Origin of the sequence: Arthrobacter sp. PL16 (assembly GCF_035985055.1) — a bacterium.
In the GTDB taxonomy this organism is placed as follows: domain Bacteria; phylum Actinomycetota; class Actinomycetes; order Actinomycetales; family Micrococcaceae; genus Arthrobacter_D; species Arthrobacter_D cheniae.
The window spans coordinates 410,983-433,226 of the sequence record NZ_JAXCIC010000002.1 but is presented as its reverse complement, the minus strand read 5'-3'; the positions used below and the strand labels follow the sequence as shown (position 1 = coordinate 433,226).

Genomic DNA, 22,244 nt, shown 5'->3' with positions numbered 1-22,244 from the left:
GTTGCCGTACTCATTCCGCCTCCATCGCCGGCCGCTGCAGCGGCGCCTCTCCTTCGTGCCGGACAGGAACTCCGGGCACTGGATGCTGTGTAGCTCCAGTATGGTCAGGAGCAGCTTTTGTATCGACGAAGTGCGAGAAGTCTGGATATTTCGTTCATCCGCGGAGTATTCTTTGGACGAATTGCAAGTGTGAGCTGCATTACGCGAAGGAGCGTGGACACGTGGTGGACGGGAAGCTCGACGACGTCGATCGGAAGATCCTCGCAGAACTGACGCAGGACGGCCGGCAGTCGGTCACCTCCGTTGCCGAGCGTGTGCACATCTCCCGCGCCCACGCGTACTCACGCATCGCCAAGCTCACCGAGGACGGCGTCCTCACGCGATTCACTGCCATCATCGACCCCGCCAAGGCAGGCCTCCGATCCTCCGCCTACGTCACCCTCAAGGTGCGCCAGCACTCCTGGCGTGAATTGCGCGAGGCGTTGCGCGGCATCCCGGAGGTGCACCACATCGCGCTGGTCGGCGGTGACTTCGACGTCATCCTCCTCGTCCGCGCCGAGGACAACGTCGGGTTACGGAGGGTGATCTTCGACCAACTGCAGTCGATGCCCGGCGTACTCGACACCCAGACCTTCCTCGTGTTCGAGGACCTCGACACCCGCTGAGCCCTGCCCCTGGCCGACGGTCGCACCCGGCGTCGGAACCGGGTACGGGCGGTCTTCAGGAACAGCCGTCCGGCGAGTCGTATCTCGTCGGCGGGCCATCCGTCGAGTGTCACCCGGCCCGTGTCCTCGCGCTCCTCACCCATCAACTTCTGTTGACAGAAGCTCTGACATCAACATAAGTTGATGGCCATGGACCTCACCACGCCACCGCCTCCGGACAGGCCCGCAGATGCCTTCGCCGCCGTCGTGGCCATGCGACGGCTCGCAGCATCGGTCGAGCGCGCCGCAGTCGACGAGGCTCTCGCCCAGGGTTGGACCTGGGCCCAGATCGGCGCCGCACTCGACCTCTCCGCGCAGGCCGCGCATAAACGACTTGCGCCCGCTCGTCGCCGACTCTTCAACGACTGAACAGGATCATCATGAGCTTCAGAACGGCACTGTCCGACGTCTCATTCATGAACTCGCTCTTCACCGCCGCCGAACGTGTCGCCCACGACCTCGGCGACCCCGTGATGGGTGCGGAACATCTCGTCATCGCCGCATTGGATCGTGACGACCTCGACCGTGCCGCACTCACGCCACTCCGGCTCGACGCCCCACGTTTCCGTGACGCCGTTGTCGCTGTCCACGCAGATGCACTGGGTTCCGTCGGCCTCGGCGGGGCAGGCCGGCCGATCGTCGGTACACCGCGGGGAGCACTCGGCAGCACAGCGACAGCGCGGGCGGTGTTCCAGGATGCGCGCAAAAGGGCCAGGGACAGGCGCGCACCACTACGCGCGATCGATATCGTGGCGGCGGCAGCGCGACTCGAACAGGGAACGACAGCTCGGGCGATTGCCCGCCTCGGGATCGAGCGCGCGGATCTCGAAGCCCTCGCGCTCTGAGGGTCCCTGCTGCCGGTCATCACGGTCGTGCGGGCGCTGTGACGGGTTGCTGGCGCGCCACGCGGTAGCGGAGGAAGACGACCTTCGAGGTGAAGGTGCGGGTTTCCAGGAGCTCGAGATCCACCTGCTGCTCCCCTCGAGCGAAGAAGGGGATGCCACCGCCGACGAGCACTGGGTAGACCCGGACCCGGTACTCATCGACCAGCCCCAACGAGGCCACCTCGGCGGCGAGAGTGGCCCCGCCGATAGCGATGTCACCCGTCCCCGGATCCGCCTTCAACCGCCCGATCTCCTCCGCCGGGCTGCCGGAGGCCAGGCGCGTGTTTCCCTGCACAGCTGACAGCGTGCGGGAGAACACCAGCTTCGGCAGCCTCTTCCAGATGTCGGCGAATTCGAGCTCCTTGTCGTCGACCGTCGGGTCCTGGTCGGCTGTCTCCCAATACACCATCGTCTCGTAGAGCTTCCGTCCGAGCAGGTGGACACCGACTCCCCGTACCTCATCAAGGGCGAACTGGAACACCTCCGCATCGGGAACCGACCAGCCGAAGCCGCCGTCCGGCCCGACGATGTAGCCGTCGAGGGAGACGCTCATCGAATAAACCACCTTGCCGGCCAACCGGTCCTCCTCGATAGAAGCGTCGGCGGTAGTCCCACAGGGGAGTACACGTTGCCCGCAGACTACTCGGGGAGGACCCACAGGACCAGATCAGCCGGCTTCGATCACTTCTTCCTTCTGCCTCCCGACGACTTCGCGCAGGTAGTGGCTCGTCACCGCCCCTGCGCCCACACGGTCGGTGTACGCGTCGTGACCGACGAATGAACCGCAGTTGAACGGATTGCGCAACGGCATTACGCTTCTATAGGCCCGAGAACGGGTTGGATGTCAAGGGTGTTCGGCGAACACGCGGGCATCCGGAACGCGAGGTATTGCCATGTCTGGCCAGATTCTCCACGTGACCCGCCGGGTCGGCGTCGCCGTGGGACGGATCGCGGTCTACGTCCTGATCTGGGCGGGGCTCGCGCTGCTCATCGCCGCCGTCGGCATCCGCTTCTACTGGGGCAAGATCTCAGTAGGTCAAATGCTCCTGAACCTCGTCTCCGTGGAGACCGACGGCGGGGGCGGAGTCATTGTCTGGATCGGCATCCTGGGGGTCGGCGTCGTTCCCCTGCTCATCACCGTCGGGATCGCCCTGTGGCAGCACTCCCGGCACCGCAAGGGCCGCCGCGATCGCCACGCCGTGCGTCCTCGTCGTTCGCCCTGGATCATGCGCACCGTATCCACCGCCCTGGTGGCCGCAGTGGTCGTCGGCGGCACCACGGCCTTCGCCACCACGGTGGGCATGAAGGATTACATCGATGCGGCGAACTCCGAGTACGACCTCGGCGACTACTACGTGGAGCCGACCGTCACCAGCGATCAGCACAAGCGCAATCTGGTGCTGATCTACCTCGAATCCGGCGAGGCCACCCTCGCCGACGATCAGCTCTTCGAGAAGAACGCGTTCGCTCCTCTCGAGGAGGCCACGAAGGCCTCCGACGGCTGGCAGAGCGTAGCCGATCTGCAGCAGTACAAGGGCGGAGGCTGGACCATGGCCGGTCTCACCTCGACCCAGTGCGGCGTCCCACTGAAGGGCGCAGGTTCCACCACGGGCAGTAGCGCCCTCAACAAGCCCGACGACGACGTCGACACGTACCTGGGAGGAACCACCTGCCTGGGTGATGTCCTGGACGAGCACGGATACAGGAACGTCTTCATGGGCGGTGCCAACGCCTCCTTCGCAGCGAAGGATACCTTCCTGGGCAGCCATGGGTACTCCGAGGTGAAGGGGCTCTCCGACTGGCGCGCCGCCGGCGAACCGGAGACGAACTTCCGCAGCGACTGGGGCCTGAGCGACGAGCGCCTCCTGGCTCGTGCCAAGGACAGGATCGACGAGCTGCACGCCGAGGCGGAAAAGACCGGTCAGCCGTTCAACCTCTCCATGCTGACGCTGGACACCCACGAGCCGGTGCACATCTTCGACTACTGCACCGTGGACACGCAGGACGAGGTCACCTCCGTGTTCTCCTGTTCCATGACCCTGGTAGCCGAGTTCGTGGAGTACATGGAGGCGAAGGGCTACCTCGACGACACCGCCGTGGTGATCATGGGCGACCATCTCAAGCACATGAGCGCGGGCGACGCCTTCCACGAGCAGCTGGACAACAACAACAACCGCACCATCTTCAATCGGATCTGGATTCCGGGCGGGGACAAGAACACCACGCTGCGCCCCCGCGTGGACCAGCTGAACATGTACCCCACCATCCTTGAAGCCGCCGGCCTGACCCTGAAGGACCACGAGGCGGGGCTGGGCGTGTCCGCCTTCGCCCAGCAGGTCCCGGATAGTTCAGCACAGGCAATGGAGCCCGAAACCTATGCGGAACTGCTGAACTCGCTGTCCCCGGAGTTCTACGCGGAGGCCTGGGCCGGCGAGGACGCCAGCCAGTAGCGCAGTCCGCTCCCTGCCGATGCCCCAGCTCGGCACACGCACGGTCGCGGCCGCGGCCGCAGGAAGGTTCTCGCGGATCAGTACCCGAAGCGCGGCGCCCGCTTCTCGCGGAAGGCTTCCAGGCCCTCGCGGTAGTCGTCGGAGGCCCCCAGCACGCCCTGCACGTCGTTCTCGCCGCTGATGGCGTCCCACAGACCGAGGCGCTCGTCGCGGATCCGCCCGACAAGCTGCTTCGAGGCGACGAGGGACTGCAGCGGACCTCTTGCAGCGCGTGCGGCCTTCGCCCGGGTGAGAGCGAGCAGGTCCGCGGCGGGAACGGCGCGGCTGAACAGTCCGCTCGTCACGGCCTCCGCGCCCGTCATGAGATCGCCGGTATACATCAGGTCGAGGGCGCGATGCGGCCCCAATCGCTCCGTGAAGAGCCAATGCCCGCCCGAGTCGAGAACCAGACCGAGATTGGCGAACGGTGAGCCGATCTTCGCGTCCTCGGCGACATACACCACGTCCGTCGCAATGAGCAGGCCGAGCCCGACGCCGAGGCAGGCGCCCTGCGCCGCGGCAAAGGTCGGGGCGGGAAAATCCGCCATCGTGCGGAGCAAGGGCGTCAGCGTGGAGTCGAGGAACGCGAAGGCGTCGTCGGCCCCTGGCTCGATGGCGCCGAGATTACGGCCGGCGCAGAAGGCGCGTCCCTCTCCGCGCAGGACCAGGGCGCGCACCGTTCCTTCGCGGACACCGGCAGCGGCTGCGCCGTACGCCGCAGCCAGATCATCCAGTGCCTGGGCGTCGACCGCGTTGAGCCTGTATGGAGCATCCAGCACGACGTCGGCGATGCCGTCCGCGATCGTCAGGCGGACCATACCTGTTTCGGATGTCGGCCCCGCCGGCGTGGTTCCTGCATTCATGATGCTCCTAGGCGTCGTAGTCGACGGAGACGGCGTCGCTGGTCGGATGGGCCTGGCACGTCAGGACGTAGCCCTTCGCGACCTCGTCGGGCTCGAGCGCATAGTTCTCGACCATCTCCACCGTCCCCTCGACCACCTTCGCACGGCAGGTGCCGCACACTCCGCCCGCGCAGGCGAAGGGAACATCGGAGCGCACCCTCAGAGCGGCGTTGAGGATGGATTCGCGCGCATGGGTAGGGCTCTGCACTGATCCCTGCAGTCCGTCGAGGTTGAAGGAGATCGTGTAGTTGTCACCGGTGCCGATCGGCGCCACCGGCCGTCCCATGCTTCCCTCGGGCCGGGCCGGCTCACCGGTGGTGAACAATTCGAAACGGATTTTCTCCGCCGGCACCCCCCGCTCGGCGAGGGAGTCCCGGCACAGCTGCACCAGTTCGAAGGGCCCGCAGAGGAACCATTCGTCCACCCGCTCGACGTCCAGGACGGTACCGAGCAGTTTCTCCAGTTTCTCGGCGTCGATCCTGCCGGAGAGCAGCGGTGAAATGCGCTGTTCGCGGGACAGGACATGGTGCAGCGCGAACCGCGAGGGGTAACGGTCCTTCAGATCCGCCAGCTCCTCGAGGAACATGACGTCCATGGCGGCCCGGTTCGCGTAGACGAGGTCGAAGCGGACGTTCGGACCACTCGCGAGCATCGACCGGGCGATGGAGATCACCGGGGTGATGCCCGATCCCGCAGCCACCGCGACGAGCGAGACGGCCTGCTGCCCCGGCGTCGTCCGTGGGGTGAACTGTCCGAGTGGGCTCATGACGTCGAGGACGTCCCCCGCCTTGAGCGACTCGTTCGCCCAGCTCGAGAAGACCCCGCCGAGGTCCCGCTTCACAGCGACGCGCAGCTCACCGGGCCGGGGATCGGCGCAGATGGAGTAGCTGCGGCGGATTTCCTTGGGCTCGCCGTCGACGTCGAGCGTTGCGCGCAGGGCGACGTACTGCCCGGGCAGGTAGTCGTACTTGTCCTGGAGCTCGGCCGGGACGTCGAGCGTGACCTCGACGGCGTCCTCCGTGAGCCGGCGGACGGCGCGGACGGAGAGGCTGTTGAAGGCGCTCCTCCGCTTGGTGGAGGGGGCGAGGACAACGGCCATCAATGCACCTTGAAGTAGTCGAAGGGTTCCCTGCAGTCGTTGCAGACGTACAGCGCCTTGCAGGATGTCGAACCGAAGCGGGTCATTTCGCGCGTGTTCAGCGAGGAGCACTGCGGGCACTTGACGCTGAGGCCGAGGCGAACGGGCCCGACGGCGGCCTTACCCGTCGGAGGCGCGATGCCGTACTCCGCGAGCTTCGCCTTCCCGTCGTCGCTCATCCAGTCGGTGGTCCAGGCCGGTGCGAGCACCAGGCGTACTGCGACGTCGTCGTATCCTGCTCCGTTGAGAGCCGTGACGACGTCGTCACGGATGGCGTCCATCGCCGGGCAGCCCGAGTAGGTGGGCGTGATGGTGACGAGGACCTGGCCGGTGTCGGAGACGTGGGCGTCGCGCAGGATACCGAGGTCCTCGATGGTGAGGACGGGGATCTCCGGATCGCATACGGTCGCTGCGAGGTCCCAGGCGGCCGCATCGGCAGGAGCGGCTGGCCGCAGGTCCGTCATGGTCACCATGACGCCCCTGGATATTCGCGCGCGAGGACCTGCAGCTCGGCGATGATGTAGCCGAGGTGCTCACTGTGGCGCCCCAGCCTCCCGCCGCCGACCGAACCGGGTACCTCGGGCGGCTCGAGTTCAGCTTCGGCGAGGATCGCCCTGACCGCTGCGTCGAACGGCTCGCGGAGGGTGCTCGGCCGCACCCCGGCATCGCCGAGTTCGTCGACGAGCGGGTAGTCGGTGAAGAGTTCCTCCACATACGGCCAGGTGAGCTTGAGCCCGGCGATCATCCGGCGGCGGGATTCGTCGGTCCCCTGGGCGAGGCGGAGGATCCACTGGATGCTGTGGTCCCGGTGGTAGTCGACCTCCTTGACAGCCTTGGCGGCGATCGCGGCCAAGGTCGGGTCGCTGGACCCCACCAGGCGGGAGTAGAGCTCCCACTGGTACAGCGCGACGACGAACTGCCGAGCTATCGTGCGGGCGAAGTCCCCGTTGGGCTGCTCCACGAGGTGCACGGACCGGAACTCCGGTTCCCGCCGGAAGTAGGCGAGGTCGTCCTCGGTCTTGTCCCAGGCGCGGCCCGCGTAGGTCAGGAAGGACCGCGCGTGCCCGATCTGGTCGAGCGCGATATTGGCGAGCGCCACGTCCTCCTCGAGTTCCGGTGCCCGGGAGATCCACCAACCGAGCCGCTGCGCCAGGATCAGGGCGTCGTCACCGAGCCACAGGGCGTACTGCGCGACGGCGTCCGAAGGCTTCGTGTCGAGGAGGGCGATGTCTTCGGGACGTAGCGCGTTACCCGGGGTGATGCGGGTTGCGCTGGCGTTGGCCTCACTCACAGGTGCTTCACTCCCTCGCTCTTCGTGTAATACGTCGCGTGGCGGTAGTCCTTGCCCTGGGGGGACTCGAAGAACTGGTCCTTGGCGTCGGGATCACTCGTGATGATCGACGTCGCCGGGACCACCCAGAGACTCACTCCCTCGTTGCGCCGCGTGTACAGGTCCCGGGCATTGCGCAACGCCATCTGGGCGTCGGGTGCGTGCAGCGAACCGGCGTGGACGTGCGAGAGTCCGCGTGACGACCTCACGAAGACTTCCCACAGCGGCCAGGCCGCCCGCGGTTCCTGGGGGCCTGACGACGGTGCCTTCGCGCCGTCGTCGCCCGTGGTCGATCCGCCGGTCACCCTATGCCGCCTGCGCGTGCTTCAGGGCCTGCTTCTCGGCGTAGGCCGCTGCGGCCTCGCGGACCCAGGCGCCCTCCTCGTGGGCCTCGCGGCGTCGCTCCATGCGCTGCGCGTTGCAGGGGCCGCGACCGGAGAGGACTTCCTTGAACTCGTTCCAGTCGAGGGGTCCGTGCTCCCAGCGGCCGGTCTCCTCGTTGAAGCGGACCTCCTTGTCCGGGAGCTCGAGCCCGAGGGCCCTCACCTGCTCGACCATCATTCCCACGAAACGTGAGCGGAGCTCGTCGTTGGAGAACCGCTTGATGTTCCACAGCATCGACTGCTGGGAGTTGGGTGAGTCCTCGTCCGGAGGGCCGAACATCATGAGGGACGGCGCGTACCAGCGGTTGACGGCGTCCTGCGCCATGGCGCGCTGCTCGGGGGTGCCGTTGGCCAGTTCGAGCAGGATCTCGAAGCCCTGGCGCTGGTGGAAGGACTCCTCCTTGCAGATGCGGACCATCGCGCGCCCGTAGGGGCCGTAGGAGGCACGGCAGAGGGGAACCTGGTTGCAGATGGCAGCGCCGTCGACGAGCCAGCCGATGGCACCGATGTCGGCCCAGGTCAGGACGGGATAGTTGAAGATGCTCGAGTACCGGGCCTTGCCTGCGATGAGGTCCTCGGTCATCCTGTCCCGTGGCGTGCCGAGGGTCTCCGCGGCGGAGTAGAGGTACAGACCGTGCCCCGCCTCGTCCTGCACCTTGGCCATCAGGACGGCCTTGCGCTTCAGGGACGGTGCACGGGTGATCCAGTTGGCCTCGGGTTGCATGCCGATGATCTCGGAGTGCGCGTGCTGGGAGATCTGGCGCGTGAGGGACTTGCGGTAGTCCGCCGGCATCCAGTCACGGGGTTCGATGCGGGAGTCCTGCGCGATGAGCTCGTTGAACTGCTGCTCTCCGGCGTCGTCGTGGTTCGCACGGCTTCCCGCGTCAATCGCTGTAGTCGTCATCGTGCTACCTCGCTCGTCTGGACACCCGGCTCAATTACCGACCGTTCGTTCAGTATAGGGAGCGTGTGGAGTGGCAGTCAACGCTCGACGCGTTCCCGGGTCGTGCTCGGCGGCGCCGGCGGCAACCCGACCGAACGGTCGTGCGAAAATGACTTCATGACTGCCACCGGAGCCCTGCCGACCCCCACCGCCCGCCGAGGACGGCCGGGGTACGACCAGCAGTCGGTCCTCGCAGTCGCAGTCACCGCGTTCAACCGGTACGGGTACGAAGCCACGTCCATGGGGATGCTGGCCGAGGAACTGGGCATCAGCAAGTCGGCCATCTACCACCATGTCCCCTCCAAGGGCGACCTCCTGCGACTCGCGCTGGACCACGCACTCGGGGGCCTCGAAGCCATCCTCGAGGACAGCCGAGCCGGTAGCGGCGCCGCCGACGCCCGCCTGGAGTTCGTCCTCCGCGGCACCATCGCCGTCCTCACCGAGCGGCTGCCCTTCGTCACCCTGCTGCTGCGGCTGCGGGGCAACACGGAGGTGGAACGTGAGGCCCTGCAACGACGGCGGACCTTCGACCGCCAGATCGCGGCGCTCGTCGACGCCGCCCGCCACGAAGGCTCCATCCGCGATGACATCGATCCCAGGACCACCACGCGGCTCATCTTCGGGACCATCAACTCGATCGTCGAGTGGTACCGGCCGGGGGGGCCGCTCACCGCGGACAAACTGGCCGACGACGTCATCCTGATGGTGTTCGACGGCCTGCACCTCCGCTAGCCTTTTCCTGCGTCAGCCTCCGCCGCCTTCTTGGCCGCTTCTGCCCACTGAGTCCGTTGCCCGAGTGGGCATCCGTGATGATGCCCACTGACAATGCCGACTCACTGGGCACGACAGCGGGCAACTTGTCCACATATGTCAACCATCCGACCTGCGGAGCAGGTCAACCGCAAGTGTTACTGCATGGACCCGATCAGTGCCCTGAGGGCATTCGGCGGTGTGGCGCGTAGCAACGCTCTGATCCGCGCGGGCGTCAGCCCTGATCAGCTCAAGCAAGCGCTGGATCAGCAGGAGGTGAGTCGTCCGATGCGTGGCGTTTATTGCCTGACCGAGTACGACAGCGACCTGTACGCGGCGACGTGCGCACATGCTGAACTTGCCTGCATCAGCGCGGCGCGACGTCTTGGTCTGTGGGTCTTCCGCAACCCTTCGCTGATCCACGCGAGCGTCAATCACGGTCGAGGCCTGGACGCCAGGTTCCGTGTACACCGCTCGGAAGAACCCCTTACGCCGCTGCTGATCTGCCTTCAATCCGCACGCTGCCTCCCCGAACTCGACGCACTGTGCATCGTAGAGTCCGCAGTCGTCCTCAAGCATGTTGCTCTCGACCCGTTGCGGAGAGCGGTGAAAGGACAAAGGGACGCCCGCCTCCGGACGATAGTCGGTCTCGTCGATCCGCATTCGCAATCCATCATCGAGACCATCGCGAGGTATCACTTACGAACGGCCGGCTTCAGCACACAGTCGCAGGTCCACGTACCGGGCGTAGGCCGTCTTGACCTGTACATCGACGGCATACTCGGTATCGAAGCGGACGGGCGGAAGTACCACAGTGACCGGCGCGAGTTCGAGGAGGACCGCCGACGCTGGAACCTGCTCACGATGCGCGGCGTCCCCGTCCTCCGCGTAACCCATGCTCTGCTCACCAGGGAACCGGAGCACTTCCTGGCACTCGTCCGGGCGGCAGTAGCTTCGCACCAACCCACCAAAGGGCAGACGTAACTTCCAAGAGGCTCCCGCTACTTCTGCACGAGGGTCAGGACGTCGTAGGTCGCGACGATCTCGTCGTCCTGGTTATGCAGGACGGCGTCCCATGCCACCTCGCCGTACTCGTCCGTCTCCCGCGGCGTGATGCGCTTGGCCGTCAGCGTGACGCGGATGGAGTCACCTGCCGCGACAGGCGTGATGAAGCGAAGATTTTCGAGTCCGTAGTTGGCGAGCACCGGCCCGGGCTCGGGATCCACGAAAAGACCGGCGCCCCACGAGAGCAGCAGGTAGCCGTGCGCCACGATGCCAGGGAAGAACGGGTTGGCTGCGGCAGCGTCCTCGTTGGTGTGCGCGTAGAACGTGTCGCCGGTCGTCTCGGCGAACGCGCTGATGTCCGCCAGCGTCACCTGCCGCAGCTCGGACCGGACGCTGTCGCCGATGAGCAGCGCGGAGAGGTCCTTACGGAAGGGGTGAATGTCGCCGAACCGGCGATCCGCACCCGTGTGCCACTCCCCCGTGATGCTCGTGAGCATGTTCGGCGAACCCTGCACGGCTGTGCGCTGCATGTGGTGCAGGACCGAGCGCATGCCGCCCAGTTCCTCGCCACCGCCGGCACGCCCGGGTCCTCCGTGCACGAGGTGCGGGACGGGCGATCCGTGTCCGGTCGACGACCTCGCGTCCTCCCGGTTGAGGATGAGCACGCGCCCGTGGTGCGCGGCGATGCCGAGGACCAGTTCCTGCGCCACTACCGGGTCATTGGTGCAGACCGTGGCCACCAGGGAACCGGAGCCGAGGGCTGCGAGGCGGATGGCGTGCTGGATGTCGTCGTACCCGATAACGGAGGCCACCGGCCCGAAGGCCTCGACCGAGTGCAGGGCGCCGGCCTCGACGTCCTGCCAGGTCAGCAGCACGGGCTCCATGAACGCCCCGTCCGGCGCCTTGCCGGAGGTGTTGTCGGCGAGGACGACGTCGGGCGCATCGAGCGACCCGAAGGCGAGGGATGCACCGCCTGCGAGGAGTTCACGCACAGCGTCGTGGACCCCTTCGAGCTGCGCGAGCGAAGCGAGAGCGCCCATCGTCACACTCTCGGCGCGGGGGTCCCCCAGCGTGACGCGCTCGCGGATACGGTCACCGGCGGCGCGGACGACGTCGTCGACCAGCGCGCTCGGCACGATGGAGCGGCGGATGCTCGTGCACTTCTGGCCCGCCTTCACCGTGATCTCCGTGACCAGGGACTTCACGAAGGCGTCGAATTCGGGGGTGCCGGGCACCGCATCGGGACCGAGGATCGCCGCGTTCAGCGAATCCGTCTCGCACGTGAAGCGCACGCCGCCCCGGGAGATGGACGGGTGCGACTTCAGGTGGTTCGCTGTCGACGCCGAGCCCGTGAAGGACAGGAGGTCCCGGTAGTCCAGATGGTCGAGGATGTCGCGGGCCGGACCGGAGATGAGTTGCAGCGACCCGGCGGGCAGGATCGCGGAGCCGATGATCAGCTTCACCACGGCGGCCGTCAGGAAACCGGTGGGTGTTGCCGGCTTGACGATCGTGGGGACGCCCGCGAGGAATGCGGGGGCAAGCTTCTCGAGCATGCCCCATACGGGGAAGTTGAAGGCGTTGATCTGCACGGCGACGCCGGGGATGCGCGTATGGATGTGGGTGCCGAGGAAGGAGCCGTCCTTGGAGAGCACCTCGGGCGGACCGTCGACGATCACGTGCGAGTTCGGCAGCTCGCGCCGCCCCTTCGAGCCGAAGGTGAAGAGCACGCCGATGCCGCCGTCGATGTCCACCATCGAGTCGATCTTCGTGGCGCCGGTCTTCGCCGACAGTTCGTAGAGCGGTTCGCGGTGCGCAGTGAGGTACTGCGCGAGCTCCTTGAGCTTCAGGGCGCGTTCGTGGAAGGTGAAGCGGCCCAGCTCCGCCTGCCCCGTGACCCGTGCGAAGCCGATGGCGGAGGCGGTGTCGATGCCCGCCGTGCTGACGATGGCGAGTTCCTCGCCGGTGCTGGCGTCGCGGACCACCGTGCCGTCACCGTCCGCTGCTGTCCGGTCGGGGGTCCACCAGGCGTCCTCGATGAAGCTGGGGACGACGTCGATCTGTACTCGTTCCGGGGCGGTTGTCATGTCCGCTCGCCTTTCACTGGTTCTGCCGGGGATGCGTGTGGAGCTCTGGAGGGGACGGGCGACGGCGGTGCGTCCTCCCAGTCGAAGAAGCCGCGGCCGCTCTTGCGTCCGAGATGGCCCTGCGCCACCTTCTCGCGCAGGATGGCGGGCGGCGTGAAACGCGGACCGAGCGTCGATGCGAGGTACTCGGCGATCCCGAGCCGCACGTCGAGCCCCACCAGGTCCGTGGTGCGCAGCGGCCCGACGGGGTGCCTGTAACCGAGGACCATCGCGGCGTCGATGTCCTCCGCCGTCGCCACTCCTTCCTCGAGCATCCGCATGGCCTCGAGCGCGATGGCCACGCCGAGCCGGGAACTTGCGAAGCCGGGGGTGTCCCGCACGACGACGGGCGTCTTGCCGAGCGCCTCCACCCATGTGCGCGTGGCTGCTTCGAGGTCGGGGGACGTCTGCGCTCCGAGGACCACCTCGATCAGGGTGGATGCCGGGACCGGGTTGAAGAAGTGGAGTCCGCAGAACCGCCCGGGCCGCTGGAGGGCGTCGGCGAGCGCGTCGACGGAGAGGGACGAGGTGTTCGTCGCCAGCCAGGCGTCGGCGGCCAGCACGTCCTCCACCGCCCGCAGCGCCTGCCTCTTCAGTGCGAGGTCCTCCGGCACCGCCTCGATGACGAGCGCGCAGGGGGCGAAGGCTGCGTAATCCGTCGACACGGAGACGCGCGCGGTCAGGGCTGCGATGTCCTCCGCCGTCGTGCCTCGCTCCACGCTGCGGGCCAAGGCCTGCGTCACGCGGACCATCCCGGCATCGGCGGCGGTTTCATCGCGTTCGACGACGACGACGTCGGATCCGGCGAGGCAGAAGGCGTGGGCGATGCCGGCTCCCATGCGGCCGCCGCCGAGCACGCCGACCCGGGCGGGAACGCTGCTCATGACTCCTTCTTCCTGTCCAGGAACCGCTGCATGCGGTCGAACTTTGCCTCGGACTCGAACAGGATGGCCTGGGCCAGCTGGTCGATCATGGGGTGCGCCTCCCGGGGTGCGTGGAACACGCTCTTGGTGATGCGGACGGCCAGCGGGTCCTGCCTCCCGATGCGGTCGGCGAGGGCGTGTGCCGCCTGGAGGAGGTCCTCCGGTGCGTGGATCGCGGTGATCAGCTTCGCCTCGAGCGCTTCCTCCGCGTTCAGGATGCGTCCGGCGAGGAGGATCTCCTTCGCGAGCGGCTCTCCCACCAGTTCCTTCAACCGCCAGGTGGCTCCGGCCGCCGGCATGATGCCGAGGCCCGTCTCGGGGTTGCCGATCGTCAGGCGCGGCGTGCCGATGCGGAAGTCCGCCGCGAAGGCGAGCTCCGCACCGCCGCCGAGGGCGTACCCGTCGAGCGCCGCGATGACGGGCATGGGAAGGGCCGCTATGCGCGCGAAGAGCGTCGAGTTGATGCCCGCGAGGGCGTCGTCGCGCCGGCGCTGACGCAACTCGGCGATGTCGGCTCCCGAGGCGAAGACGCCGCCGGATCCGATGAGGATCAGCGTCTGCGGTTTCTCCTCGAGATCGCCGCACACGAGATGCAGCTCCTCGACCATCTGGCGGTCGATTGCATTGCGCACCTCCGGCCTGTGCAGTTCGACGACGACTCGGTCCTCACCGCCCGTGATGTTCAGGGCGCCGGGCATCAGACGGCCTCGACCAGCATGGCCGTACCCTGGCCCACGCCGACGCACATCGTTGCGAGTCCGATCCGACGGGATGATCCGGAGAGCTCCCTCTCGAGCCGACCCAGCAGGGTGACGGCGATGCGGGATCCGGAGGAGCCGAGCGGGTGTCCGAAGGCGATCGCACCACCGTCGCGGTTCACGATCTCCTCGTCGAGTCCCAGCCGCCGGATGCACGCGAGGGACTGCGTGGCGAAGGCCTCATTGAGCTCGACCGCGCCGAGGTCGGCGATGGAGAGGCCCGTCCGTCCGAGGACCTTCTGCGTGGCCGGAACCGGGCCGATTCCCATGATCTCGGGAGGCACTCCAGCGGAGGCACCGTCAAGGATCCGGGCCCGCGGGGTCAGGCCGTAACGCCTGATCGCCGCCTCCGACGCCACGATCACCGCGGAGGCACCGTCGTTCAGCGAGCTCGAGTTGCCCGCGGTGACGATCCCGTCCGTCCGGACGACGGAACGGAGCTTCCCGAGCACATCGAGGGTGGTGTCGGCACGCGGTCCCTCGTCCGTGTCCACGGAGAAGGACATCCGCCCCTTGTTCACCTGGACGGGGACGATCTCGTCGTCGAACCGTCCCGCCTCCATGGCTGCCACCGCGCGCTGATGCGAGCGGAGCGCGAAGGCATCGGCGTCGTCGCGCGTGATGCCGTCGAGGGCTGCGAGTTCCTCCGCCGTCTCCGGCATCGAGTAGGTGGTCTTGTCGCGGGCGGCGAGCAGGGGGTTGGTGAAGCGCCAGCCGATGGAGGTGTCGAACACCGCACCCGGCTTCGCGAAGGCCTTGTCCGGCTTCTCCATGACCCAGGGCGCACGGCTCATGGATTCGACACCACCGGCGATGACGATGTCCGCGGCTCCCGCCTTGACCATGTGGGACGCCATGATGATGGCGGAGAGTCCGGACGCGCAGAGGCGGTTGACCGTGATGCCGGGGACGGTATCGGGGAAGCCGGCGAGCAGGGCAGCGAGCCGCGCGACGTTCCGGTTCTCCTCACCGGCACCGTTCGCGTTGCCCAGGATCACCTCGTCGACGGTGGCCGGGTCCACACCTGCACGCTGCACGACGGCGGAGAGCACGAGGGCCGCCAGATCGTCGGGGCGGACGCTGGAGAGCGCTCCACCGTAGCGGCCGACAGGGGTGCGGACGCCTCCCACCAGGAAAGCCTCGGACATCGTCGTCTCCCTTGTCGTCGTGGACCTGCGTCGTCGTGGACCTGCCGGCGAATTACTGAACGTTCGTTCTGTAAAGGCCTTCTCCACAATTGCACGCCCGTCCGGCACGGTCAACCGGAGGCCGCCGCGAGGACACAGTCGGGGTGGGCCGGCCGGTCGGGCCCGGACCCGCAGTGGCAAGATGGAAGCCATGACTGTTGACGCTCCCGCACTCGTTACCCCCGTTCCGCCCCCGGCCAGGAAGGTGCCCTTCGAGCGCACCCACCACGGCGACACCTTCGTCGATCACTACGAGTGGATGCGCGACAAGGAGAGCCCCGAGCTGGTCGAGTACCTCCAGCGCGAGAACGCGTACACGGAGAGCGTCACGCAGCACCAGGAACCGCTGCGCGACGCGATCTTCACGGAGATCAAGGACCGCACGCAGGAAACCGACCTGTCCGTGCCCGCCCGCAAGAGGGGCTGGTGGTACTACTCCCGCACCGAAGAGGGAAAGCAGTACGGTATCCAATGCCGTGTGGCAGCACATGACACGGGCGATCTCAGCCGTGACTGGACGCCGCCCGACGTCGTTCCCGGGCAGCCCGTCGCCGGCGAACAGATCCTGCTCGACGGCAACGACCTCGCCGAGGGCAAGCCCTTCTTCTCCCTGGGCGGCATGTCCGTCACCGAGGACGGAACGCTGCTGGCGTACTGCGAGGACAACGCCGGTGACGAGCGCTTCACACTGCGCATCAAGGACCTCGGGACGAATGAGCTCCTGCCGGACGAGGTCCCCAACATCTTCTACGGCCTGTCCTTCTCCCCCGACGGCTCGCGCGTGTACTACACCGTGGTGGACGACTCGTGGCGTCCCTACCAGGTGCGTGCGCACACGCTCGGCACCCCCGTCGCCGACGACGTCGTCGTGTACCAGGAGGACGACGTTGCCATGTGGACGGGTTTCGAGGTGTCGGCGGACCGCACCCAGCTGCTCATCAGCATCGGCTGCTCCGAGTACAGCGAGTACCGCGTCCTCGACCTCGCGCGCCCGGCGGACGGCCTCACCACGCTGATCTCCCGCGACGAGCGCATCCTGTACGACGCCGAGCCCGTCACCATCGACGACGCACGGTACTACCTGCTCACCCATGATCGGAACGCGAAGAATTCCATGGTCAGCCTCGTGGCAGCGGACCAGTTCACCAGGCCGTTGGCCGAGCAGGACTGGACCACGGTCGTCCCGCACGACGACGCCGTCCGGGTGAACGGCGTCACGGTCACGCAGACGCACCTGGTGCTTTCGGTGCGCAAGGACACGATCGAGCGCGTACAGGTCCTGCCCCTGGCCGGTCTCGGGACGCCCGAGCAGGGCCTGCCGGCCGAGCCCGACTTCGACGAGGAACTCTTCACGAGCAACCTCGCGAATGCCGAGTTCGACTCCCCGATCATCCGGTTGGTCTACGCCTCCTACCTCACGCCCCCGCGCGTGTACGACTACGTGCTGGAGGACGGGACGCTGGAGTTGCGCAAGGAGACAGAGGTGCGTGGCGGCTACGATCCCGCCCAGTACGTCGCCGAGCGCCAGTGGGCCCCCGCAGCCGACGGGACGCTGATTCCGCTCTCGGTGGTCCGCCGCGCCGAGCTCGCGCAGGACGGGACCAACCCCGCCGTCATCTACGCCTACGGCAGCTACGAGGCCAGCATGGATCCCTCGTTCTCCATCGCCCGGCTCTCCCTCCTGGACCGCGGCATCATCTACGTCACTGCGCATATCCGCGGCGGTGGTGAGATGGGTCGCAGCTGGTACGAGCAGGGCAAGAAGCTCACCAAGAAGAACACCTTCACGGACTTCGTCGACGCGACGACCCACCTCAGCACGTCGGGCTGGGCGGACCCGAACCGGGTCGCCGCGATCGGCGGCTCGGCGGGCGGGCTGCTCATGGGCGCTATCGCGAACCTGGCGCCGGAGAAGTACCGGGCGATCGTGGCGCAGGTACCGTTCGTCGACGCGCTGACGACCATCCTGGACCCGGAGCTGCCGCTCTCGGCACTCGAGTGGGAGGAGTGGGGCAACCCCATCACGGACCAGGAGGTGTACCGGTACATGAAGGAGTACACGCCCTACGAGAACGTCCGTCCTGTGGCCTACCCGCGCATCGCGGCCGTCACCAGCTTCAACGACACCCGGGTGCTCTACGTCGAGCCTGCCAAGTGGGTGGCGCAGCTGCGCGAGACGACCACGGGGTCGGAGCCGATCGTGCTCAAGACCGAGATGGACGGCGGCCACGGCGGGGCCAGCGGACGCTACTCGCGTTGGCGCGACGTCGCCTGGGACTACGCGTTCGCCGCTGATGCCATCGGCGCCACCGAGGTACTCTCGCGTTCCACCAGCCTGGTCGAGTAGATGACGGGCTCCGGGTGCGAGCCCGGAGCCTCGATCTCCTCCAGGAGCATCGAGCCCGCCTTCACCGCCATCTCGACCATGGGTTGCGTGATGGTGGTGAGCGGGGTGGACGCTGTCTCTGCGACGGCGTGATTGTCATAGCCCATGAGCGCTATGTCTCCGGGCACTGTCTTGCCCGCTGCCTGGATGGCCTCCATGACGCCGAGCGCCATGAGGTCCGAGGCCGCGAAGATCCCGTCGATGTCGGGGTGCTCGGCAAGCAGCAGACGCGCCGCAGCAGCAGCGCCGTCGGTCGTGAAGTCGGCGTGGACCACGGGACCCGCGGGGAGGCCGGCCTCGGCGAGACCGGCCTTCCACCCACGGAGGCGGTCGACGGCCGCAGTCATGTCCGCGGGCCCGGCGACCGTCGCGAGGCGTCGCCGACCGATGCCTGAGAGGTGCTGCGCGGCAAGTTTCCCGCCCCCCACGTTGTCGGTGTCCACATAGGTCACGTCGAAGGTCATGTCCCAGGGGCGCCCGATGAAGATGGTCGGGAGACCGGTCTCGGCGAGGGACCTCGCCCAGGAATCGGCCTTGTGGTGCGAGACCACGATCGCCCCGTCCACGTGGCCGCCGCGGAGGTAGCGCAGGGTGCGGGCCGAATCGTCGTCGGTCCTCGACATCAGCAGCACCAACTGCACGTCGGTCTCCCGGAGAGCCTCCGTGATGCCGGTGATGACGACGGCGAAGAAGGGATCCATCATGACGCGGACGTCAGGCTCGGGAATGACGAGGGCGATCGAGGACGTCCGGCGCGTCACCAGGCTGCGGGCCGCCCTGTTCGGGATGTACCCGAGCGCGACGACCGCCCGGTCCACCGCAGCCTGGGCCGCGGGACTGACACGGTCCCCTCCGTTGATGGCGCGCGAAGCGGTGGAACGCGACACCCCGGCCGCCAGGGCCAGGTCCTCGAGCGTAGGGCTCGGGCGACCTGCCGCATGGCGCAGCGACCGGGGCGGGGACGTGTTCATCACCTCGACAATACGACACCCGCCTTCCCGGCGTCCTGCGACGGGACGCCGGCCGTCACGGTGTTCGTGGCCGCCAGGCGCGAATACCAGAGGGCACTTGCCTTCGGCACGCGCTCCTGCGTCTCGTAGTCGACGCGCACCAGGCCGAAGCGCTGATGGTAGCCCCACGCCCATTCGAAGTTGTCCATCAGCGACCATGCGAGGTACCCACGCAGGTCCACGCCGTCGTCGATCGCATCCTTCATCGCGCGGACGTGGACGTCGAAGAAGCCGAGCCGGTCCTGATCGTCCACGAAACCGGACTCGTCCGGTGAGTCGTTGTAGGCGGCACCGTTCTCCGTGACGTAGAGGGGAATCCCGGCGGGCCCGGTGTACTCGTTCTGGAGTCGGTTGAGCAGACGGCGGAGTCCCTCGGGCTGCACCTCCCAGTCCATCGCCGTGACAGGCAGGCCTCGGGGAACCGAGCGGACACCGTGCGCGGCGACATAGGGCGAGGAGACCGGACGCTCGAGCGGAGCGTGGCCTTCCTGCGGTGCGGCCTCGTCCGACGGCGTCCGGGTCACTGCTTCACCGTGGTAGTAGTTGACGCCCAGCACGTCGATCGGCGTGCCGATGATGTCGAGGTCACCCTCACGGATATGGTCCCTCATCCCCAGGTGCTCGACGTCCCGGAGGACATCCTCCGGGTAGGCGCCGCGGATCACGGGATCGAGGAAGATGCGGTTGAACTGCCCGTCGATCCGGCGAGCCGCGTCCCTGTCGGCCTCGCTGTCCGGGTCCAGCGGATCGGGCACCGTGAGGTTGAGGGTGATGCCGAGCGTGGCCTCCGCGTCGCGGCGGCGCAGCTCCTGCGTTGCGAGACCGTGCCCGAGGAGGAGGTGGTGCGCGGCAGCGAGCGCCGCCGTCGGCTCCTGCCGCCCCGGCGCATGCACTCCAGCGGCGTAGCCGAGGAACGCGGCGCACCAGGGCTCGTTGAGCGTGGTCCAGATGCGGACCCGGTCACCGAGGGCCTCGTGCATCACCGCGGCGTACTCGGCGAAGCGGTAGGCGGTGTCGCGGTTGGTCCAGCCACCCTCGTCCTCGAGGGCCTGCGGAAGGTCCCAGTGGTACAGGGTCAGCCAGGGCTTGATGCCGGCCTCGAGGAGCTGGTCCACGAGGGTCGAGTAGAAGCGGATGCCCTCGATGTTCGGCGTCACGCCGTCGGGCATGCAGCGGGACCACGAGGTCGAGAAGCGGTACGCCTGCAGGTTGAGGCTCTTCATCATCGCCACGTCCTCGCCGGACCGGTGGTAATGGTCGCACGCCACGTCGCCGTTGTGTCCGTCAGCCACCGCTCCCGGAACCCGCGAGAACGTATCCCAGATCGATGGTCCCCTGCCGCCCTCCTGGGCGGCCCCCTCGATCTGGTAGGCGGCTGTCGCCGCACCCCAGAGGAAGCCCTCGGGGAAGGTGATGTCGGTGCTGCTCATCCTTTGACTGCTCCTTGCATGATTCCTGATACGAGTTGGCGTCCCGCGACTGCGAAGAGGATCAGCAGCGGGATGGTGGACAGCACGGCTCCGGCGAGCACGATCGAGTAGTCGACGAAGTGCGCCGCCTGAAGGAGCTGAAGCGCCACCGGGAGGGTTGGGTTCGAGGGATCCAGCACGATGAACGGCCAGAAGAAGTTGGTCCATGTTGCCACGAAAGTGAACAGAGCGAGCATAGCCGCGGCCGGTCGGGCAGCCGGCAGGCCCACGTACCAGAAGGCCTGGATCATCGAGGCGCCGTCGATGCGGACCGCCTCGATGAGCTCGTCCGGCAGGGCGTCCCGCAGATACTGCGTCATCCAGAACACCCCGAAGGCGGTGACCACGCCCGGGATGATGACCGCCCAGAGCGAACCGGTCCAGCCGAGCTTCGCCATGACGATGAAGAGGGGCACCACTCCCAGTTGGGTGGGAACCGCCATCGTTGCAATCACGAAGACGAGCAGGCCCTTGCTGCCGCGGAAGCGGAGCTTGGCGAAGGCGAATCCGGCGAGGGTCGAGAAGAGCACCACGGACGCCGCCGTGACGGTGGAGACGATGATGCTGTTACCGAGAGCTTTCCAGAACGGGATGCTGTCCAGCACGGTGGACGCGTTGGCGAGGAAGTTGCCGCCCGGGATCAGCGGGACACCCTTGCTGATGACCGAACTGTCGTGGCTGCCGACCAGGAAGGACCACCAGAGCGGGAACACCGAGCCGAGGAGAACCGCTCCGAGGAATCCGTAGGTCAGGAAGCCTGGCCGACGCTGGGTGCCGCCGGGGGCGCCACGGCGCCTGGTGCCGAGACCCCGTTGGGCTGCACGGGCAGCGCCCTTGCCGGCGGTCTGCTCGATCATGGGGATGGAGCTCATCGTCGGCCTCCCTGCGTTGCGATGCGGCGGGTAATGAGGAAGTTTGCCATCGCGATGAGCACGATGATCAGGAACAGGAGCCAAGCTACCGCCGAGGCCCTGCCGAAGTTGCGCTGGCCCCAGCCGAGTTCCCAGATGTACATCGTGAGGGTCTGCCATTGCCGGTCCGCACCGCCGAGGCCGGCCTGGTCGAACACCCGGGCCTCGTCGAAGATCTGCAGGCCGCCGATGGTGGCGGTGATGACCACGAAGATGATGGTGGGGCGCAGCATCGGCACGGTGACCGAGAAGAACTGCCGGAGGCGTCCTGCGCCGTCGATCGTCGCGGCCTCGTAGACGTCCCTCGGGATCGCCTGCATCGCGGCAAGGAAGATCAGCGCGTTGTAGCCGGTCCAGCGGAAGTTGACCATTGTTGCGATGGCCGCGTGACTCGCGAGCGAGTCCGAGTGCCAGCGGACCGGGTCCAGCCCTATCCCCGTCAACATCTCGTTGAACAGGCCTGCCTGGTCAGCGAAGAGATTGTTGAAGATCAGCCCAACGGCCACGGGGGCCACCACGAAGGGAACGAGGACGCCCATCCGCCAGAACGTCCTGGCCCGGAGGTTGGCATCGAGTACCGCCGCTATCGCGATGGCAAGGACGACCTGCGGGACGGACGAGAGGAGGAAGATGCTGAACGTATTGCCTACGGCGTTCCAGAAGAACGGCTGTGCGAGCACGAACTCGTAGTTCTCCAGCCCGGTGAATGCTCCCTTGCCTCCGATGAGGTTCCAGGAGTGCAACGAGACCCACGCCGTATAGGCCAGGGGAAACAGCCCCGTGACGGCGAAGAGGAGGAAGAACGGCGAGATGTAGAGATACGGGGACAGCTTGACGTCCCACTTCGATACCTTGTGGGAGAAGGCCAGCCGCTTCACGCTCTTGTCGCGCGAAGGCTGCTGCTTCGTGGTGGGTGGTGGGGGTTGGACCCGGTCCGTGACGGCCATCG

23 protein-coding genes are annotated in these 22,244 nt (G+C 67.3%); 7 read left to right on the top strand and 16 right to left on the bottom strand.

The genetic code is table 11. From position 1 onward, the window contains the following. The first annotated feature begins 221 nt into the window (after positions 1 to 221). The 3 genes from RCH21_RS05680 to RCH21_RS05670 all read left to right on the top strand — a co-directional run bounded on the left by RCH21_RS05680 (position 222) and on the right by RCH21_RS05670 (position 1,549). Positions 222 to 665: an Lrp/AsnC family transcriptional regulator gene (locus RCH21_RS05680; protein WP_120147248.1), complete on the top strand. Its 444-nt coding sequence runs from the start codon at positions 222 to 224 to the stop codon at positions 663 to 665. Between the two features lie 183 nt (positions 666 to 848). After that, entirely contained in the window at positions 849 to 1,073 is a 225-nt protein-coding gene (locus RCH21_RS05675) for a hypothetical protein (RefSeq protein WP_326963545.1), read from the top strand. A gap of 11 nt (positions 1,074 to 1,084) precedes the next feature. After that, positions 1,085 to 1,549 carry a Clp protease N-terminal domain-containing protein gene (locus RCH21_RS05670; RefSeq protein ID WP_326963544.1) on the top strand — a complete coding sequence of 155 codons (465 nt, stop codon included), beginning with the start codon at positions 1,085 to 1,087 and terminating at the stop codon, positions 1,547 to 1,549. A gap of 19 nt (positions 1,550 to 1,568) precedes the next feature. Here RCH21_RS05670 and RCH21_RS05665 read toward each other — a convergent pair whose 3' ends face one another. Together RCH21_RS05665 and RCH21_RS05660 are read right to left on the bottom strand one after the other, a co-directional pair. Further along, on the bottom strand, positions 1,569 to 2,153 hold the full coding sequence (locus RCH21_RS05665; protein WP_326963789.1) for a dihydrofolate reductase family protein: 585 nt from the start codon (positions 2,151 to 2,153) through the stop codon (positions 1,569 to 1,571). Positions 2,154 to 2,255: 102 nt separating this feature from the next. Further along, positions 2,256 to 2,399, bottom strand: coding sequence for a hypothetical protein (locus tag RCH21_RS05660; protein ID WP_326963543.1), 144 nt, complete (start codon positions 2,397 to 2,399; stop codon positions 2,256 to 2,258). A gap of 82 nt (positions 2,400 to 2,481) precedes the next feature. On the opposite strand from RCH21_RS05660, the gene RCH21_RS05655 reads away from it, so the two are divergent. After that, positions 2,482 to 4,038: an LTA synthase family protein gene (locus RCH21_RS05655; RefSeq protein ID WP_326963542.1), complete on the top strand. Its 1,557-nt coding sequence runs from the start codon at positions 2,482 to 2,484 to the stop codon at positions 4,036 to 4,038. Positions 4,039 to 4,115: 77 nt separating this feature from the next. On the opposite strand, the gene RCH21_RS05650 is transcribed toward RCH21_RS05655, so the two are convergent. The 6 genes from RCH21_RS05650 to paaA are packed head-to-tail and all read right to left on the bottom strand — an operon-like array spanning position 4,116 to position 8,734. Then, a complete protein-coding gene (locus tag RCH21_RS05650) occupies positions 4,116 to 4,895 on the bottom strand; it encodes an enoyl-CoA hydratase/isomerase family protein (RefSeq protein ID WP_120147253.1) in 780 nt (259 codons plus the stop codon). A 52-nt stretch (positions 4,896 to 4,947) separates the two neighbouring features. Continuing rightward, entirely contained in the window at positions 4,948 to 6,078 is a 1,131-nt protein-coding gene (gene paaE / locus RCH21_RS05645; protein ID WP_326963541.1) for a 1,2-phenylacetyl-CoA epoxidase subunit PaaE, read from the bottom strand. After that, positions 6,078 to 6,590, bottom strand: a complete 513-nt coding sequence (gene paaD, locus RCH21_RS05640; protein WP_326963540.1) for a 1,2-phenylacetyl-CoA epoxidase subunit PaaD — start codon at positions 6,588 to 6,590, stop codon at positions 6,078 to 6,080. The genes paaE and paaD overlap by 1 nt, the downstream gene beginning before the upstream one ends. Next, positions 6,584 to 7,408: a 1,2-phenylacetyl-CoA epoxidase subunit PaaC gene (paaC, locus tag RCH21_RS05635; RefSeq protein WP_326963539.1), complete on the bottom strand. Its 825-nt coding sequence runs from the start codon at positions 7,406 to 7,408 to the stop codon at positions 6,584 to 6,586. The genes paaD and paaC overlap by 7 nt, the downstream gene beginning before the upstream one ends. Continuing rightward, the gene (gene paaB / locus RCH21_RS05630) at positions 7,405 to 7,752 is read right to left on the bottom strand and encodes a 1,2-phenylacetyl-CoA epoxidase subunit PaaB (protein ID WP_120147257.1); all 348 of its coding nucleotides are present in this window, start codon (positions 7,750 to 7,752) and stop codon (positions 7,405 to 7,407) included. Before paaB ends, paaC begins: the two co-directional genes overlap by 4 nt. A 1-nt stretch (position 7,753) precedes the next feature. Further along, positions 7,754 to 8,734, bottom strand: a complete 981-nt coding sequence (paaA, locus tag RCH21_RS05625; protein ID WP_326963538.1) for a 1,2-phenylacetyl-CoA epoxidase subunit PaaA — start codon at positions 8,732 to 8,734, stop codon at positions 7,754 to 7,756. Between the two features lie 156 nt (positions 8,735 to 8,890). Here paaA and RCH21_RS05620 point away from each other — a divergent pair, with 156 nt between their 5' ends. Beyond that, positions 8,891 to 9,505 carry a TetR/AcrR family transcriptional regulator gene (locus tag RCH21_RS05620; protein WP_182976836.1) on the top strand — a complete coding sequence of 205 codons (615 nt, stop codon included), beginning with the start codon at positions 8,891 to 8,893 and terminating at the stop codon, positions 9,503 to 9,505. 183 nt (positions 9,506 to 9,688) lie between these two features. Then, a complete protein-coding gene (locus RCH21_RS05615) occupies positions 9,689 to 10,507 on the top strand; it encodes a hypothetical protein (RefSeq protein WP_326963537.1) in 819 nt (272 codons plus the stop codon). A gap of 17 nt (positions 10,508 to 10,524) precedes the next feature. Here RCH21_RS05615 and paaZ read toward each other — a convergent pair whose 3' ends face one another. Genes paaZ through RCH21_RS05595 form a run of 4 tightly spaced genes read right to left on the bottom strand, consistent with a single transcriptional unit; the run spans position 10,525 to position 15,480 of the window. Next, a complete protein-coding gene (gene paaZ / locus RCH21_RS05610) occupies positions 10,525 to 12,612 on the bottom strand; it encodes a phenylacetic acid degradation bifunctional protein PaaZ (RefSeq protein WP_326963536.1) in 2,088 nt (695 codons plus the stop codon). Then, on the bottom strand, positions 12,609 to 13,535 hold the full coding sequence (locus RCH21_RS05605; RefSeq protein WP_326963535.1) for a 3-hydroxyacyl-CoA dehydrogenase family protein: 927 nt from the start codon (positions 13,533 to 13,535) through the stop codon (positions 12,609 to 12,611). The genes paaZ and RCH21_RS05605 overlap by 4 nt, the downstream gene beginning before the upstream one ends. Further along, positions 13,532 to 14,272, bottom strand: coding sequence for an enoyl-CoA hydratase/isomerase family protein (locus RCH21_RS05600; RefSeq protein WP_326963534.1), 741 nt, complete (start codon positions 14,270 to 14,272; stop codon positions 13,532 to 13,534). Before RCH21_RS05600 ends, RCH21_RS05605 begins: the two co-directional genes overlap by 4 nt. Next, positions 14,272 to 15,480 carry a thiolase family protein gene (locus tag RCH21_RS05595; protein WP_326963533.1) on the bottom strand — a complete coding sequence of 403 codons (1,209 nt, stop codon included), beginning with the start codon at positions 15,478 to 15,480 and terminating at the stop codon, positions 14,272 to 14,274. The genes RCH21_RS05600 and RCH21_RS05595 overlap by 1 nt, the downstream gene beginning before the upstream one ends. A 190-nt stretch (positions 15,481 to 15,670) precedes the next feature. Here RCH21_RS05595 and RCH21_RS05590 point away from each other — a divergent pair, with 190 nt between their 5' ends. Continuing rightward, complete coding sequence (locus RCH21_RS05590; protein WP_326963532.1) at positions 15,671 to 17,866, top strand: S9 family peptidase; 2,196 nt, start codon at positions 15,671 to 15,673, stop codon at positions 17,864 to 17,866. On the opposite strand, the gene RCH21_RS05585 is transcribed toward RCH21_RS05590, so the two are convergent. From RCH21_RS05585 to RCH21_RS05570, 4 genes are read right to left on the bottom strand one after another with little or no spacing between them, the layout of a single operon-like run. Further along, positions 17,797 to 18,876 (bottom strand): LacI family DNA-binding transcriptional regulator, encoded by a 1,080-nt coding sequence (locus tag RCH21_RS05585; RefSeq protein ID WP_326963531.1) that lies wholly within the window; start codon positions 18,874 to 18,876, stop codon positions 17,797 to 17,799. The two genes, RCH21_RS05590 and RCH21_RS05585, sit on opposite strands and share 70 nt — an antisense overlap. Next, positions 18,876 to 20,345: a GH1 family beta-glucosidase gene (locus RCH21_RS05580; RefSeq protein WP_326963530.1), complete on the bottom strand. Its 1,470-nt coding sequence runs from the start codon at positions 20,343 to 20,345 to the stop codon at positions 18,876 to 18,878. The genes RCH21_RS05585 and RCH21_RS05580 overlap by 1 nt, the downstream gene beginning before the upstream one ends. Then, entirely contained in the window at positions 20,342 to 21,256 is a 915-nt protein-coding gene (locus tag RCH21_RS05575) for a carbohydrate ABC transporter permease (RefSeq protein WP_120147267.1), read from the bottom strand. Before RCH21_RS05575 ends, RCH21_RS05580 begins: the two co-directional genes overlap by 4 nt. Next, complete coding sequence (locus RCH21_RS05570; protein WP_326963529.1) at positions 21,253 to 22,242, bottom strand: carbohydrate ABC transporter permease; 990 nt, start codon at positions 22,240 to 22,242, stop codon at positions 21,253 to 21,255. Before RCH21_RS05570 ends, RCH21_RS05575 begins: the two co-directional genes overlap by 4 nt. Between the last annotated feature and the right edge of the window lie 2 nt (positions 22,243 to 22,244).

What these genes read in the sequence shown, in the direction of transcription:
- RCH21_RS05675 (WP_326963545.1), top strand. Translation starts at nt 849, where the DNA reads ATGGCCATGGACCTCACCACGCCACCGCCTCCGGACAGGCCCGCAGAT.
- RCH21_RS05670 (WP_326963544.1), top strand. Translation starts at nt 1,085, where the DNA reads ATGAGCTTCAGAACGGCACTGTCCGACGTCTCATTCATGAACTCGCTC.
- RCH21_RS05660 (WP_326963543.1), bottom strand. Translation starts at nt 2,399, where the DNA reads ATGCCGTTGCGCAATCCGTTCAACTGCGGTTCATTCGTCGGTCACGAC.
- RCH21_RS05655 (WP_326963542.1), top strand. Translation starts at nt 2,482, where the DNA reads ATGTCTGGCCAGATTCTCCACGTGACCCGCCGGGTCGGCGTCGCCGTG.
- RCH21_RS05650 (WP_120147253.1), bottom strand. Translation starts at nt 4,895, where the DNA reads ATGGTCCGCCTGACGATCGCGGACGGCATCGCCGACGTCGTGCTGGAT.
- paaE (WP_326963541.1), bottom strand. Translation starts at nt 6,078, where the DNA reads ATGGCCGTTGTCCTCGCCCCCTCCACCAAGCGGAGGAGCGCCTTCAAC.
- paaD (WP_326963540.1), bottom strand. Translation starts at nt 6,590, where the DNA reads ATGGTGACCATGACGGACCTGCGGCCAGCCGCTCCTGCCGATGCGGCC.
- paaA (WP_326963538.1), bottom strand. Translation starts at nt 8,734, where the DNA reads ATGACGACTACAGCGATTGACGCGGGAAGCCGTGCGAACCACGACGAC.
- RCH21_RS05620 (WP_182976836.1), top strand. Translation starts at nt 8,891, where the DNA reads ATGACTGCCACCGGAGCCCTGCCGACCCCCACCGCCCGCCGAGGACGG.
- RCH21_RS05615 (WP_326963537.1), top strand. Translation starts at nt 9,689, where the DNA reads ATGGACCCGATCAGTGCCCTGAGGGCATTCGGCGGTGTGGCGCGTAGC.
- paaZ (WP_326963536.1), bottom strand. Translation starts at nt 12,612, where the DNA reads ATGACAACCGCCCCGGAACGAGTACAGATCGACGTCGTCCCCAGCTTC.
- RCH21_RS05605 (WP_326963535.1), bottom strand. Translation starts at nt 13,535, where the DNA reads ATGAGCAGCGTTCCCGCCCGGGTCGGCGTGCTCGGCGGCGGCCGCATG.
- RCH21_RS05600 (WP_326963534.1), bottom strand. Translation starts at nt 14,272, where the DNA reads ATGCCCGGCGCCCTGAACATCACGGGCGGTGAGGACCGAGTCGTCGTC.
- RCH21_RS05595 (WP_326963533.1), bottom strand. Translation starts at nt 15,480, where the DNA reads ATGTCCGAGGCTTTCCTGGTGGGAGGCGTCCGCACCCCTGTCGGCCGC.
- RCH21_RS05590 (WP_326963532.1), top strand. Translation starts at nt 15,671, where the DNA reads ATGACTGTTGACGCTCCCGCACTCGTTACCCCCGTTCCGCCCCCGGCC.
- RCH21_RS05585 (WP_326963531.1), bottom strand. Translation starts at nt 18,876, where the DNA reads ATGAACACGTCCCCGCCCCGGTCGCTGCGCCATGCGGCAGGTCGCCCG.
- RCH21_RS05580 (WP_326963530.1), bottom strand. Translation starts at nt 20,345, where the DNA reads ATGAGCAGCACCGACATCACCTTCCCCGAGGGCTTCCTCTGGGGTGCG.
- RCH21_RS05575 (WP_120147267.1), bottom strand. Translation starts at nt 21,256, where the DNA reads ATGAGCTCCATCCCCATGATCGAGCAGACCGCCGGCAAGGGCGCTGCC.
- RCH21_RS05570 (WP_326963529.1), bottom strand. Translation starts at nt 22,242, where the DNA reads ATGGCCGTCACGGACCGGGTCCAACCCCCACCACCCACCACGAAGCAG.